This window comes from Aquamicrobium terrae (assembly GCF_040545735.1).
In the GTDB taxonomy this organism is placed as follows: Bacteria; Pseudomonadota; Alphaproteobacteria; order Rhizobiales; family Rhizobiaceae; genus Mesorhizobium; species Mesorhizobium terrae_A.
Genome location: NZ_JBEPML010000003.1, coordinates 115,945 through 129,119, shown reverse-complemented (window position 1 = coordinate 129,119; position 13,175 = coordinate 115,945). Strand labels below are relative to the sequence as shown.

Annotated in this window: 16 protein-coding genes; 6 read left to right on the top strand and 10 right to left on the bottom strand. The window is 67.0% G+C overall.

Features of this window, described 5'->3' with window-relative positions; genetic code table 11:
- The first annotated feature begins 26 nt into the window (after window positions 1-26).
- Complete coding sequence (locus ABID37_RS05785) at window positions 27-449, top strand: metallopeptidase family protein (RefSeq protein ID WP_354193215.1); 423 nt, start codon at window positions 27-29, stop codon at window positions 447-449.
- 21 nt (window positions 450-470) lie between these two features.
- Here ABID37_RS05785 and ABID37_RS05780 read toward each other — a convergent pair whose 3' ends face one another.
- On the bottom strand, window positions 471-680 hold the full coding sequence (locus ABID37_RS05780) for a DUF1737 domain-containing protein (protein ID WP_354193214.1): 210 nt from the start codon (window positions 678-680) through the stop codon (window positions 471-473).
- A gap of 55 nt (window positions 681-735) precedes the next feature.
- Entirely contained in the window at window positions 736-1,614 is an 879-nt protein-coding gene (locus ABID37_RS05775) for an HpcH/HpaI aldolase/citrate lyase family protein (protein WP_354193213.1), read from the bottom strand.
- Window positions 1,615-1,803: 189 nt separating this feature from the next.
- On the opposite strand from ABID37_RS05775, the gene ABID37_RS05770 reads away from it, so the two are divergent.
- Window positions 1,804-2,973: an NAD(P)/FAD-dependent oxidoreductase gene (locus ABID37_RS05770; protein ID WP_354193211.1), complete on the top strand. Its 1,170-nt coding sequence runs from the start codon at window positions 1,804-1,806 to the stop codon at window positions 2,971-2,973.
- Window positions 2,974-2,989: 16 nt separating this feature from the next.
- Here the strand turns inward: ABID37_RS05770 and ABID37_RS05765 are convergent, their stop codons facing one another.
- From ABID37_RS05765 to ABID37_RS05745, 5 genes are all read right to left on the bottom strand, one after another.
- Window positions 2,990-4,027, bottom strand: coding sequence for an esterase-like activity of phytase family protein (locus ABID37_RS05765; RefSeq protein ID WP_354193210.1), 1,038 nt, complete (start codon window positions 4,025-4,027; stop codon window positions 2,990-2,992).
- Window positions 4,028-4,049: 22 nt separating this feature from the next.
- Window positions 4,050-5,942 (bottom strand): cobaltochelatase subunit CobT, encoded by a 1,893-nt coding sequence (gene cobT / locus ABID37_RS05760; RefSeq protein WP_354193209.1) that lies wholly within the window; start codon window positions 5,940-5,942, stop codon window positions 4,050-4,052.
- 15 nt (window positions 5,943-5,957) lie between these two features.
- Window positions 5,958-6,305 (bottom strand): GFA family protein, encoded by a 348-nt coding sequence (locus tag ABID37_RS05755; RefSeq protein ID WP_354193208.1) that lies wholly within the window; start codon window positions 6,303-6,305, stop codon window positions 5,958-5,960.
- Window positions 6,306-6,318: 13 nt separating this feature from the next.
- On the bottom strand, window positions 6,319-7,305 hold the full coding sequence (gene cobS / locus ABID37_RS05750; protein WP_354193207.1) for a cobaltochelatase subunit CobS: 987 nt from the start codon (window positions 7,303-7,305) through the stop codon (window positions 6,319-6,321).
- A 271-nt stretch (window positions 7,306-7,576) separates the two neighbouring features.
- Window positions 7,577-8,191: a J domain-containing protein gene (locus tag ABID37_RS05745; RefSeq protein WP_354193205.1), complete on the bottom strand. Its 615-nt coding sequence runs from the start codon at window positions 8,189-8,191 to the stop codon at window positions 7,577-7,579.
- A gap of 176 nt (window positions 8,192-8,367) precedes the next feature.
- Between ABID37_RS05745 and ABID37_RS05740 the strand changes: the two genes are divergently transcribed.
- A complete protein-coding gene (locus tag ABID37_RS05740) occupies window positions 8,368-8,664 on the top strand; it encodes a BolA family protein (RefSeq protein ID WP_354193204.1) in 297 nt (98 codons plus the stop codon).
- A 3-nt stretch (window positions 8,665-8,667) separates the two neighbouring features.
- Window positions 8,668-9,378: an aquaporin gene (locus ABID37_RS05735; protein WP_354193203.1), complete on the top strand. Its 711-nt coding sequence runs from the start codon at window positions 8,668-8,670 to the stop codon at window positions 9,376-9,378.
- Here ABID37_RS05735 and ABID37_RS05730 read toward each other — a convergent pair.
- The 3 genes from ABID37_RS05730 to ABID37_RS05720 are packed head-to-tail and all read right to left on the bottom strand — an operon-like array spanning window position 9,326 to window position 11,948.
- Entirely contained in the window at window positions 9,326-10,225 is a 900-nt protein-coding gene (locus ABID37_RS05730; protein WP_354193202.1) for a transporter associated domain-containing protein, read from the bottom strand. The genes ABID37_RS05735 and ABID37_RS05730 overlap by 53 nt on opposite strands.
- Window positions 10,222-11,355, bottom strand: coding sequence for a 3-dehydroquinate synthase (gene aroB, locus ABID37_RS05725; protein WP_354193200.1), 1,134 nt, complete (start codon window positions 11,353-11,355; stop codon window positions 10,222-10,224). Before aroB ends, ABID37_RS05730 begins: the two co-directional genes overlap by 4 nt.
- Window positions 11,352-11,948 carry a shikimate kinase gene (locus tag ABID37_RS05720; RefSeq protein WP_354193199.1) on the bottom strand — a complete coding sequence of 199 codons (597 nt, stop codon included), beginning with the start codon at window positions 11,946-11,948 and terminating at the stop codon, window positions 11,352-11,354. The genes aroB and ABID37_RS05720 overlap by 4 nt, the downstream gene beginning before the upstream one ends.
- A gap of 139 nt (window positions 11,949-12,087) precedes the next feature.
- On the opposite strand from ABID37_RS05720, the gene ABID37_RS05715 reads away from it, so the two are divergent.
- Window positions 12,088-12,237: a histidine kinase gene (locus tag ABID37_RS05715; RefSeq protein WP_354193198.1), complete on the top strand. Its 150-nt coding sequence runs from the start codon at window positions 12,088-12,090 to the stop codon at window positions 12,235-12,237.
- A 13-nt stretch (window positions 12,238-12,250) separates the two neighbouring features.
- On the top strand, window positions 12,251-13,168 hold the full coding sequence (locus ABID37_RS05710) for a site-specific tyrosine recombinase XerD (RefSeq protein WP_354193197.1): 918 nt from the start codon (window positions 12,251-12,253) through the stop codon (window positions 13,166-13,168).
- The last annotated feature ends 7 nt before the right edge of the window (window positions 13,169-13,175 follow it).

The window sequence follows — 13,175 nt, the reverse complement described above, 5'->3', positions numbered from 1 at the left end:
TATGCCGCGGGAAAGAAGGACGAAGCATGGCCCGCATCTACAAGACCCGCACCTGGCACGGCGAACTCTCGCCCTCACTGGAGGAACTGGAGCTGCTGGCGCTGGAGGCCTATGCGCATCTGCCGGACGAATTCCGTACCCTGACCGGTGAGATCGTCATCCAGGTGGCCGAATTCCCCACCGACGAGATCATGGACGACCTGGCGCTGGAAACGCCTTTCGACCTGCTCGGCCTGTTCGAGGGGCGTGGCATCGCCGAGCGCTGGAACCCGGCCACGGGCGAAGGGCCCAACCGCATCACCCTCTACCGCCGCGCCATCCTCGACTACTGGGCCGAGAACGAGGAGACGCTGGGCGACATCATCACCCATGTGCTGATCCACGAGATCGGCCACCATTTCGGCCTCTCCGACGACGACATGGAGCGCATCGAGGCGGCGGCCGAATAGGGCGTATCGCTCGCTTTTTTCCTACCAGTCGCTCAGTTTCGTCTCGCCCGCCACATAGTCCTGGCCCTCGATATCCTTCACCACGGCCTGGCCGCAGCGCATGGTCTGCTGCCCGGCGTCATAGGCATAGGTCGGCGAGCCGTAGAGATGCCAGCCCTTGTTCAGCGCCGCCGTCACCTTGTGGCAGAAGCTGGCGTCGTCGACGGCGGTGAGGAAACGGTAGAGTCGCATGGGTTCGTCCTGTGGTGGCGTCGCCAGGGAACATAGGCGGGATCGTGGGCGAAGATCATGCCCCGATGGCAGCCGCTTTCGCCAGAAGTTTTTCGGCCTGCGCCAGATGCAGGCGCTCGACCATGCGCCCGTTCAGGGCGATGACGCCCCTGTCCCGGTTTTCCGGCCGGGCGAACGCTTCCCTTATGGCGCGCGCCGCGGCGAGCGCCGCTTCGGACGGCGCGAAGGCCGCATTGGCCGCCTCGATCTGGGCCGGGTGGATCAGCGTCTTGCCGTCGAAACCCATATTCGCCGCTTCCGAGCACTCACGGGCAAAACCGTCGGCATCGCGGAAGTCGTTGTAGACGCCGTCGAGCATGTCGAGCCCGCCGGCGCGTGCGGCCAGCAATATCTGCATCAGCCATGGCGTGACATAGCGCCGGTCAGGCGTAAGCGCCACGCCGGTTTCCTTGGCGATATCGTTCGTTCCGATCACGAAGCAGGAAAGCCGCGAGGCGGGATCGCGCCCAAGCTCGGCGATCGCGCCGCTGTTCATCAGCGCCCTCGGCGTCTCGATCATCGCCCACAGGCCAATGGCCGCGTCCTCATCGGCCTCGTCCAGTCGGTCATTCGCTTCCAGCACGTCGCGCGCCGTGTCCACCTTGGGCAGCAGGATGGCGTCCGGCTTGCAGGCAATCACCGCGGCGAGGTCGTCGGCGCCCCATTCGCTCGACAGGGCATTGATGCGCACCACCATCTCGGCGCGCTGCGGACGGGCGGCGAAGATGCCGGACAGCTTCCGCCGCGCCACCGCCTTCTGGTCCGGCGAAACCGAATCTTCCAGATCCACGATAACGGCATCGCAGGGCAGCTGCCTGATCTTGGCCAGCGCCTTGTCGTTGACGGCGGGCACATACAGCACGGAACGGCGGGGGCGGTTTTGCATCTCGGTCATCTGGTCTTCTTGCCCGGCCGCGCTGGCCCTTGCAAGAGCTTGCGGCAAGAGCATTTTGCAGCCTGACGGAATCGTCTGGCGTTGCACAAATGCGGCAGATAAACAGGCTGAAGCAGCGGCGTTCCGGAGAATGCCGCTCCAGGCGAGCAAAGCTGCATTGATCGGCAAAGGCAAATCGGGAATCGCATCATGGCGAAATACGACATCGTCATCATCGGCGGCGCGATCATGGGCGCTTCGCTCGCCTATTATCTGCGCAAGGAAGGGTTTGCGGGATCGATCGCGCTTATCGAGCGCGACCCGCAATTCACCCATTCCGCCACGACGCTGTCGGCCGCCTCGATCCGCCAGCAATTCTCGATCGCCGAGAACATCCGCCTGTCGCGCTTCACGCTCGACCTGTTCCGCCGGCTGAAGGAGGAGTTCGGCGACGAGGCCGACATCGGCTTCCGCGAGGGCGGCTATCTGATCCTCGCCTCGGAGGAGGGGCTGCCGGTGCTCAAGGCCAATCACGATGTGCAACTGGCCGAAGGGGCCGACATCGCGCTGGAGGATGCCGAAGCCCTGATGAGGCGCTTCCCGTGGCTGTCCAGCGAGGGCATCGCTGCCGGCGCTTACGGGGTCAGCGGCGAGGGCTGGTTCGACGCCCACGCCTATCTCTCCCTGTTCCGCAAGGCGCTGCGCGGCATGAAGGTGGATTTCGTCACCGCCTCGGTCGCGGCCATCGAACGGCAGGACGACGAGGTTACCTCGGTGACCCTCGACACCGGCGAAAGGCTGGAGGCCGGCATTGTCGTCAACGCCGCCGGGCCGAATGCCGGCAAGGTCGCGGCGCTCGCCGGCATCGAGCTGCCGGTGGAACCGCGCAAGCGCAACGTCTTCGTGTTCGAGGCGCGCGAGCGCTATGGCGACATGCCGCTGCTGGTCGACCCTTCCGGCATCTATGTGCGCCCGGAAGGCTCGGTCTACATCACCGGCGGCGCCGAGGACGAAGCGGGCGAGCAGGCCGCCGACCCCGCCGATTTCGAGCCCGACTGGGGCCTGTTCGAGAACGAGATCTGGCCGGTGCTGGCCACCCGCATCCCCGCCTTCGAGGCGATCAAGATGACGCGCGCCTGGGTCGGCCACTACGATTACAACGTGCTCGACCAGAACGCGGTGATCGGCCCGCATCCGCAGGTGGCGAATTTCATCTTCGCCAACGGCTTTTCCGGCCACGGCCTGCAACAGGCGCCCGCCGTCGGCAAGGCGCTGGCCGAGCTGATCGTGCATGGCGCATACCGCACGCTCGACTGCTCGGTGTTCTCCTACCGGCGCATCGCCGAAGGCCGCCCGTTCCGCGAACTCAACGTCATCTGAGCCAGCCCGGCGTCGGTCAGTCTTCGTGCAGCACGAACTCAAGATAGAGATTGCGCTGGAGGATCGACGTGTTGTCGTCCGACATCATCGACACCATGGTGGCGCCGTTGCCGCGCCGCCACACGTCGAGCGCTTCCATATTGTCGATCTGGTAGGCCATGTCGGCCTGCAGCAGCACCGGCCCGTCGACCAGCGCGCCCTTGCCGATGCTGTCGCCGGCAATGCGCCGCAGCCGCATGCCCACGCCGCTCATGATCGTATAGCTGCGCTCCAGGAGAAGCAGGTCGCCATCCGGCAGGAAAGCGCCGTCGGTGATGTCGAAGCCTTCGTGGCGACGAACGGTGAAGATGCCTTTCCCCGGCCCATCGGTCACGGCGGCGAAGATGTTGCCCTGCCTGTCGAGGCTCTTTTCGGTGACCGCCACCAGCACTCCCTTCAGCGGACCCGAAGCCGGCGCATAGGCGAGGGTCTCGAAGCCGCGGTTCTGGCGCAACTCATGGGCGGGCACGAGAAAGTCGATGGTGCCGGTCGCCGCCTGCATGCCCTGCGGCGCGATGCGGAAGCGGCTGATACGATGCCGGCGCTCGAACCCGACGACGGCCTCGCCGTCCCGCACCGCAAGCCCCTCGGCGTCCACTTCCCATTTGTCGAGTATGGCATTGCCGGTCGCGTCGGCCATGTGCTGCATGCGCACTTGCTCGAGCCCGGACGGCCTGCCGTCCGCGTCGCGCGCGATCCTGCCGAACAGCCACATGCCGGTGTCGGTCACCGCCATGAAATCGCTGCCGGGCGCGAGGAAACGCATCGAGGAGATGCCGCCGAACGCACGGGCCGGCGCCGTCATCTCCAGCCCGCCGACGAACTCCAGCGGGCCGAAGCGGCTCTCGTCACGGCCGATATGGAAGCGGGAGATCGGCCGGGAGGAAACCTCGACCGCCTGCATCGGAGCGGGATCGGCCAGTACCGGGGCCGGCGCGCCCGCCGCAAGCACAATGGCGAGGACCAGTCCACACAGGAGGCACAACGACGCAGCGGACGCCGGGCGAGGGGGCATCAGGAAAAGGCGAAGCCGCGCATCAGGAGGCCCGCCGCAAGCCGCCGCGGCCGTGCCCGCTTTCCTCCTCGAACAGGCCGGCAAGCTGCTCGGTCATGGCGCCGGCCAGTTCCTCCGCATCGACGATGGTGACGGCGCGGCGGTAGTAGCGGGTGACGTCATGGCCGATGCCGATGGCCAGAAGCTCGACCGGCGAGCGCGTCTCGACCAGGTCGATGACGGCGCGCAGATGCCGCTCCAGATAGTTGCCCGGATTGACCGACAGCGTCGAATCGTCGACCGGCGCGCCGTCCGAGATCATCATCAGGATCTTGCGCTGCTCGGGCCGCGCCATCAGCCGCTGATGCGCCCACAACAGCGCCTCGCCGTCGATGTTCTCCTTCAGCAGCCCCTCGCGCATCATCAGGCCGAGATTGCGGCGCGCGCGGCGCCACGGTGCGTCGGCCGACTTGTAGACGATGTGGCGCAGGTCGTTGAGGCGGCCGGGATTGGCCGGCTTGCCGTCCTTCAGCCATTTTTCCCGCGCCTGCCCGCCTTTCCAGGCACGCGTGGTGAAGCCGAGGATTTCCACCGAAACGCCGCAGCGTTCCAGCGTGCGGGCGAGGATGTCGGCGCAGGTGGCCGCCACCGTGATCGGGCGGCCGCGCATCGAGCCCGAATTGTCGAGCACCAGCGTCACCACCGTGTCGCGGAACTTGGTGTCGCGCTCCTGCTTGAAGGAGAGCGGCTGCATGGGATCGATGACCACGCGCACCAGCCGCGCCGGATCGAGATAGCCTTCCTCGAGGTCGAAGTCCCAGGAGCGGTTCTGCTGCGCCATCAGGCGGCGCTGCAGGCGGTTGGCCAGCCGGCCGACCACGCCCTGAAGATTGGCGAGCTGCTTGTCGAGGAAGGCGCGCAGCCGGTCCAGCTCCTCCTCCTCGCACAGCTCCTCGGCGCCGACGGTCTCGTCGAACTGGGTCGTATAGACCTTGTAGTCCATGTCCCTGGCCAGATTGGCGAAGGGATTGTCGCCGCGCCGGGCCTCGCCGGGATTTTCGGCGTCGGCATCGTCGTCGTCCGACAGGTCCTCGGACATGGCGTCGTCGGCTTCCGCCTCGGCCTGCGACTGGTCCTCCTCGGAAGCGGCGGCATCCTCGGCCTGGGCTTCCTCGGAGCCGGAATCTTCCTCGCCGCCTTCCTCGGAATCCTCGCCGCCCTGCGGCTCCTCCTCCTGGTCGTCCTCGGTTTCTTCCGTCTCGTCGTCGTCCTCGAATTCCTCGGCCATGTTCATGGAGGCGAGCATGTCGCGCACCACGCGGCCGAACGCCTGCTGGTCTTCCAGCCTGGCGCCGAGCCCATTAAGGCTCTCGCCGGCCTTCTCCTCGATCCAGCCGCGCCACAGCTCCACCAGCCGCTCGGCGCTCTTCGGCACGGGCTGGCCGGTCAGCCGCTCGCGCACCACAAGCGCCACGGCCTCTTCCAGCGGCGCCTCGTCCCTGTCCCGCACCTCGGCCAGATTGGCCTTGGCGTATTTGTCCTCCAGCATGGCGCCGATATTGCCGGCCACGCCGGCCATGGCGCGCGCGCCGATCGCCTCGACGCGGGCCTGCTCGACGGCGTCGTAGACGGCGCGCGCCTGCTTGCCTTCCGGGGCGAGCCTTGTGTGGATGCGCTGGTCGTGGCAGGCGCGGCGCAGCGCCATGGAATCGCCGATGCCGCGCGTCACCGCGATGTCGGCCGCCGTCGCCTTCTTCGGCAGCTCGGGCAGCCGCGCCCGGTTGCCGGCCATGGCCGGCTTGTCCTTGGCGAAGGAAACCTCCATCTCCCGGTCGTTGGAGATGGCGCGCATGGCCACCGTCATGGCCCGCTTGAAACCGTCGGTTTCAGCGCCGGACTTGGGTTTGTTTCGCGTGTTGTCGCCGGGCCCCGCCATGATCCTGCCTGCCTGTCAGCGCGAACGGCCGTCCACCTGATGCGGCTGAAGCGCATCGAGGTCGACGCCATCGAGGCAGCGCACATTCACCGCCACCATCTTCTTGCCATCGGGCATGGCGCCGCGCGCGAAGGATTCCATGCCGCAGGAAGCGCAGAACAGATGCTCGATGGTTTTGGAGTTGAAACGATAGTCGGTGAGGTCGGCCGCGCCGCTTTCCAGCGTGAAGTTCTCGGCCGGCGTGAAGGCCAGGATGCTGCCGCGCTTGGCGCAGTAGGAACAGTTGCAGGTGATGGGGCTCGAAAGATCGACCTCCACGCTGAACCGCACCTTGCCGCAATGGCAGCCGCCCTGATAGCTCACCTTCTCCTCCCGATCATCCCAGAACGACGTTGGCCGCGCTTTCGGGCAGGTCCTCCCCGAACACGCGCTGGTAGAACTCGGCCACCACGGGCCGCTCCAGCTCGTCGCACTTGTTGAGGAAGGTCAGGCGGAAGGCCATGCCGACATCCTCGAAGATTTCCGCGTTCTCGGCCCAGGTGATGACCGTGCGCGGGCTCATCACCGTCGACAGGTCGCCGTTGATGAAGGCCGAGCGCGTCATGTCGGCCACCCGCACCATCTTGTTGACGATGTCGCGGCCCTTGTCGGTGCGGTAGTGCTTGGCCTTGGCCAGCACGATGTTCACCTCGTTGTCGTGCGGCAGGTAGTTCAGCGTGGTGACGATCGACCAGCGGTCCATCTGCGCCTGGTTGATCTGCTGCGTGCCGTGATAGAGGCCGGTGGTGTCGCCGAGGCCGACCGTGTTGGCGGTGGCGAAGATGCGGAAGGCCGGGTGCGGGCGGATGACGCGGCTCTGGTCGAGCAGGGTCAGGCGGCCGGAAGCCTCCAGCACGCGCTGGATGACGAACATCACGTCCGGGCGGCCCGCATCGTATTCGTCGAAGCACAGCGCCACGTTGCGCTGATAGGCCCAGGGCAGGATGCCGTCGCGGAATTCCGTCACCTGCTTGCCGTCCTGCAGCACGATGGCGTCCTTGCCGACCAGGTCGATACGGCTGACATGGCTGTCGAGGTTGACGCGCACGCACGGCCAGTTGAGACGCGCCGCGACCTGCTCGATATGGGTCGACTTGCCGGTGCCGTGATAGCCCGACACCATCACGCGGCGGTTGTAGGCGAAGCCCGCCAGGATGGCGAGGGTGGTGTTCCGGTCGAACAGATAGTCCGGATCGACGTCGGGCACATGCTCGCTCGGCGCGGCATAGGCCGGCACGACCATCTTCGACTCGAACCCGAAAGTATCCTTCACCGAAACCGTGGTATCCGGCAGGTTGGCAATGTCTCGTTCGACCTTGTTCATGATGCTTCCAACGTCTCCGCAGGCGAAAGAAAGTCCGTGCCTTCGCCGGTAATCATGGTTTGTCCGGGGCGGTCTTAAAGCCTTTTCCAGCCGGATGAAAGTTGGAAAAGCACTCTGGCCCTGTCATTGGAGCGCCGTGCGTCCTTCCGGACGCACGAAGGACGCTCCAACACTTCAATTGAGCATCGGGAATATTCCGAAAGCCGTTCCACTTTCCGGTCCGATGCTCCAGCGTCGTGCGTCCTTCCGGACGCCCCGCTGCGGCCCTGCTTCAGCACAGGCCCGCCTGCTTGAGCACGCGATAGGCCTGCAGCACGTCGCGGAACCGGTCTTCCGATCCTCTGTCGCCCCCATTCGCGTCAGGATGATGGCGTTTGACCAGTTCCTTGTAGCGTGACTTGATCTGCTTGGCCGTCGCCTCGGCGGTCAGGCCCAGCGTCTCCAGCGCCTTGGCCTCCAGCGGGCGCGCCTTGCGCTGGCGCGGCGGCGTGTTGGGATCGGTGCCGAAAATGTTGAACGGGTCGCGCATGCGGTTGTAGTAGCCGGCGCGCCCCGAGCGCATCTGGGCGAAATCCGGCGCCGAGCGGGCCGCGTTGTTGACGCCCATCTTCCAGGTCGGCCGATGGCCGGTCAGCGCCTCCTTCTGGAAGCGGGCGACCTCCGAATCCGAGACGCCGGAGAAGTAGTTGAAGCTCTTGTTGTACTCGCGCACATGGTCGAAGCAGAAGCGGAAATACTCGCCCTCGCGCATGCGGCCGACCGGGGCGCGATGGGTGCCGGGCTCCCGGCAGCCGTCCCACTGGCACAGCGGCGCCTGCGTCTTCGCTTCCGCGTCCTTGTCGCGGCGGATGCGAATCTTATCGAAATATTTCGGATACGGTTTCATTTGCCCGATCTATGGAGCCTTCGCCGCCGCGAAACAAGAATTGACATTTGCGCTTTCCTGCCCCTAACCCCTCGCCGGCAGGGATCATGCGCGATTTTGCGCATTGTGTGACGGCAATGCTCGTATTACGAGCCCGAAATGGCGCGATACGGGCCATATGGTGAGGAGGCGGGACGATGTCCAGACAGGCACGGATCGAAGAGAAGCTGAACGCGGCCTTTGCACCCGAACGGCTCGCCGTCGTCAACGAAAGCCACCTCCATGCCGGCCATCACGACCATGATTCCGACGGAACCTTCGACGGCGCCGGCGAGACCCATTTCCGGGTGCGCATCGTCGCCGCCGCCTTTGCCGGCATGAGCCGGGTCGAGCGCCACCGGGCCGTCAACGAGGCGCTGGCCGGCGAGATCGCCGCCGGGCTGCACGCGCTGGCCGTGGAACCGGCGGCGCCCGGCGAGAAGGTGCGCTGGTAGGCCATGAACGAACCGCTCTGCAAGCGACTGGCCGCCGAAGTCGTCGGCTCGGCATTCCTGCTGGCCACCATCGTCGGCACCAGCATCATGGGCGCGAAGCTGGCGGCGGGCGCGCCCGCCATGGCGCTGTTCGTCACCTCGACCTCGGCCGGCGCCATGCTGACGGTGCTGATCTGGCTGTTCGGGCCGGTTTCGGGCGCCCATCTCAACCCCGTGGTCAGCCTCGCCTTCTCCGCCAACGGCCAGCTCGCATGGCGCGATGTCCTTCCCTACGGCCTCGCCCAGCTTGCCGGCTTCGCCATCGGCCTGTGGAGCGCCCACGCCATGTTCGAGCTGCCGGTTCTGCAAGTGGCCGTCACCGCCCGCACCGGCGCCGGCCATTGGCTGGCCGAGGCGATCGCGACCTTCGGCCTGATCCTCGTCATTCTCGGCTGCGTGGCGCGCAGGCCTTCGGTGGTGCCGGCGGCCGTCGGCCTCTACATCGCCGCGGCCTACTGGTTCACCGCCTCCACCGCTTTCGCCAATCCGGCCATGACGCTGGTCCGCGCCCTCACGGCCACGCCGGCCGGCATTCTGCCGCAGCACGTTTTCGGCTTTGCCGCCGCCGAAATCGCAGGCGCGGTGCTGGCCATCCTCGCCGGGCGCTATTTCTGGCCCGCGCCTAGGTCCGTTCCGGATCAGGCCGCGGCACCGCCTCAAGGGATACCGGCCTGATCCTCAGCCGCGCGATGCGGTTCTTGTCGCGCTTCATCACCACGAAGCGCTTGCCGTGGAAGGTGAAGGCCTGCTTCTCGTCGGGAATAGACTGCGTCTCGTGGATGACGAGGCCGGCGATGGTCGTCGCCTCCTCGTCGGGCAGGTCCCAGTCGAGGGCGCGGTTGAGGTCGCGGATCGGCACGGTGCCGTCGACCACCACCGAACCGTCGGCCTCCTTCTTCACGCCGGCCAGGTCGATGTCGCCCTCGTCGGCGATCTCGCCGACGATCTCCTCGATGATGTCGCCCAGCGTCACCAGCCCTTCGACCTCGCCATATTCGTCGACGACGATGGCGAAATGCGCCTTGCGCCTAAGAAACGCGTTGAGCTGTTCCTGCAAGGTGGTGGTGTCGGGCACGAACCACGGCCGCTCGGCGAACTTCATCAGGTCGACGCGGGCAAGATCGTTGCCGGCCTCGTCCAGCGCGCGCAGCACGTCCTTGGCGTGCAGCACGCCGACGATGTTGTCGAGCGAGCCGCGCCACAGCGGTATGCGGGTGTTGGGGCTTTGCAGGATTTCCCGCACGATGGCTTCCGGCGGATTGTCGGCATTGACCGAGCGCATGTTGGTGCGGTGGACCATCACGTCGGAGACTTCAAGCTCGTCCAGCTCGAAGCGCTCGCCGAGCCATTGCCGGTCCGAGCGCGCCCCGTTGCCGCGCGGGCTTTCCTCGCGCCGCCCTTCGCCGCCGGCCTGGTCGGCACGCACATAGCCGATGGCCCGCGCCAGCCTGTGGCGCAGCAGGAAGGCGGCGGCGCCAAGCGCCGCCAGTATCAGGGCGACGATCCAGCCGGCTTCCTTCATCCCGGATGGTTCTCCTTCAGGAAGGCCAGAACCTCCGAGACCGGCACGTCGCGGGCGATGAAGGACTGGCCGATGCCGCGCGTCAGGATGAAGGTCAGCGCGCCGCGGCTGACCTTCTTGTCCTGCGCGATGAAGGAAAGCAGCGCGTCGGCATCCGGCAGGCCGCCCGGTACGTCGGCCATCCGCCACGGCAGGCCGACGGCCTTGAGATGGGCCTCGACGCGGGCCGCATCGTCGGGGCTGGCAAGGTTCATGCGCGCCGAGAAGCGGTGCGCCAGCGCCATGCCGATGGCCACGCCCTCGCCGTGGACGAGGCGGGCGCCGTCATAGGCCACCGCCGCCTCCAGCGCATGGCCGAAGGTGTGGCCGAGATTGAGCAGCGCCCGGTCGCCGGTCTCGAACTCGTCGCGCGCCACCACGTCAGCCTTGGCCCGGCAGGATTGCGCGATGGCCTCGATGCGGGCCGGCCCGCCGGCAAACACCTCCTGCCAGTTCGCCTCCAGCCAGGCGAAGAAATCCGGTCGGTCGATCAGCCCGTATTTGGCGACCTCGGCATAGCCGGCGCGGAATTCGCGGATCGGCAGCGTATCGAGCACGGCGGTGTCGGCCAGCACCAGCTTCGGCTGGTGGAACACGCCGATCAGGTTCTTGCCACGCGCACTGTTGATGCCGGTCTTGCCGCCGACCGAGGAATCGACCTGCGCCAGCAGCGAGGTCGGCATCTGCACGAAATTCATGCCGCGCCGCACGATGCCGGCGGCAAAGCCGGCCAGGTCGCCGATAACGCCGCCGCCGAAGGCGATGACCGCGTCGCCGCGCTCCAGCCGCGCCGCCAGCACGCCGTCGACCACTTCCTGAAGGGCAGCGAAGCTCTTGGTCTTCTCGCCCGCCGGCAGCACGATGGTGGAGGACGCGATGCCGCCCCGGTCGAGCCCGGTCTTCAGCATCTCCAGGTGTCGCTGCGCCACGTTCTCGTCTGTGACGATGGCGGCACGGATGCCCGGCAGGCGCCGGCCGATCTCGGCCCCGGCGCGCGCGACCAGGCCCGGCCCGATCAATATGTCGTAGGCCCGCTCGCCGAGCCCCACCTCGACCCTCACATCTTCGCTCACGGCTACGTCTTCGCTCACTGGTCCACCTCGCTGGAAGCCTTCATATGCCGGCCGATCGCCTCGATGACCTCGGCGGCGATCACGTCCTTGGATTCGTCGCGGGTCACCACCGTGGCGTCGGCCAGCGCATACACCGGGTAGCGCTCGTCCATCAGCCGTCTCAGCACGCCGCGCGGGTCGGGGTCGCGCAGCAGCGGCCGGTTCTGCTTCTTCGACACCCGCTCCATGAGCAGGTCGAGATCGGCCTTCAGCCACACCGAAACGCCATGGCCCGCGATGGCCGCGCGCGTCTGTTCGTTCATATAGGCGCCGCCGCCGGTGGACAGCACCCTGGGCCCGGTTTCCAGGATGCGGGCGATGACCCGCTGCTCCAGCGCCCGGAACTCCGGCTCGCCATAGGCCTCGAACAGCTCGGGAATGGTCATGCGCGACACGTCCTCGATTTCGTGGTCGCTGTCGACGAAGGGCAGGCCGAGCGTGGCCGCCACCTTGCGGCCGATCGAGGTCTTGCCCGCACCCATCAGGCCGACGAGCACGATTGAGCGCTTGCCCAGCCTGTCGAGGAGGGCGGCGCGGTCGGCCTGCGATGCGGAGGCGTGCTGTGCGTTCATCGTGGCGTATCGACATGAAAAGCCGGGTTGCGTCAAGCAGCACAAGGCAGCGCGGGCGTAGGCATGCCCTTGAAATGGCGGCGGCAGCGCCTCATAAGGGGACAATTCCGGGCCGGCGAGAAAGAACCAGCGAAAATTCATGCCGACACTGTTCCGTTTCGTCGTCACGCTCGCCGTACTGGCCGGCATCGTCTATGGCGCCATGGTGGCGCTGGTCATGTTCGTGGAGCCGAAGCAGGCGGAACTCAGCGTGCGCATCCCGCCCGAAAAGCTGAACCCGCAAAGATAGGCTGCCACCGGCCATGAAGGACGCCGCCCGCATCGAAGCCTTCCTCGAGATGATGAGCGCGGAACGCGGCGCCGCCCGCAACACGCTGGACTCCTACCGCCGCGATCTCGAGGATGCCTCGGACATCATCGGGGGCGGGCTGGGCGGGGCCGATGCGGCCGCACTGCGCGCCTATCTGGACGACATCGCCGGGCGCGGCTTCGCCGCCTCCTCGCAGGCCCGCAAGCTTTCGGCGCTGCGCCAGTTCTTCGCCTTCCTCTATGCCGAGGGGCTGCGGGCGGACGATCCCACCGGCACGCTCGACAGCCCGAAGAAGAAGAAAGCGCTGCCCAGGATCATGAGCGAGGCCGACACCGGCCGCCTGCTCGACCGCGCGGCCCTGGAGGCCGCCGACCCCGCCTTGGCCGGCGGCGACGCCGTTGCCGCGCTGCGCCTGCACGCGCTGGTCGAGGTGCTCTATGCGACCGGCCTGCGCGTCTCCGAGCTGGTCGGCCTGCCCGTCGCGGTCGCCCTGCGCGACGAGCGTTTCTTCATGGTCAAGGGCAAAGGCGGCAAGGAGCGCATGGTGCCGCTTTCGGCCAAGGCGCGCGCCGCCATGCAGGCCTGGCTGGCGGCACGGGCCAAGGTGCCGGCCTTCGCCGAGAGCCCGTTCCTGTTCCCGGCCGCCTCCGCGAGCGGCTATCTTGCAAGGCAGGTCTTCGCCCGCGACCTCAAGGGCCTTGCCGCGCGGGCCGGCATTTCGGCGGCGAAGATCTCGCCGCACGTGCTGCGCCATGCCTTCGCCAGCCACCTGCTGCAGAACGGCGCCGATCTTCGCGCCGTGCAGCAGTTGCTCGGCCATGCCGACATCTCCACCACCCAGATCTACACCCATGTGCTGGAAGAGCGGCTGGTGCGGCTGGTCAATGACCACCATCCGCTTGCCGACTAGGCCTCAT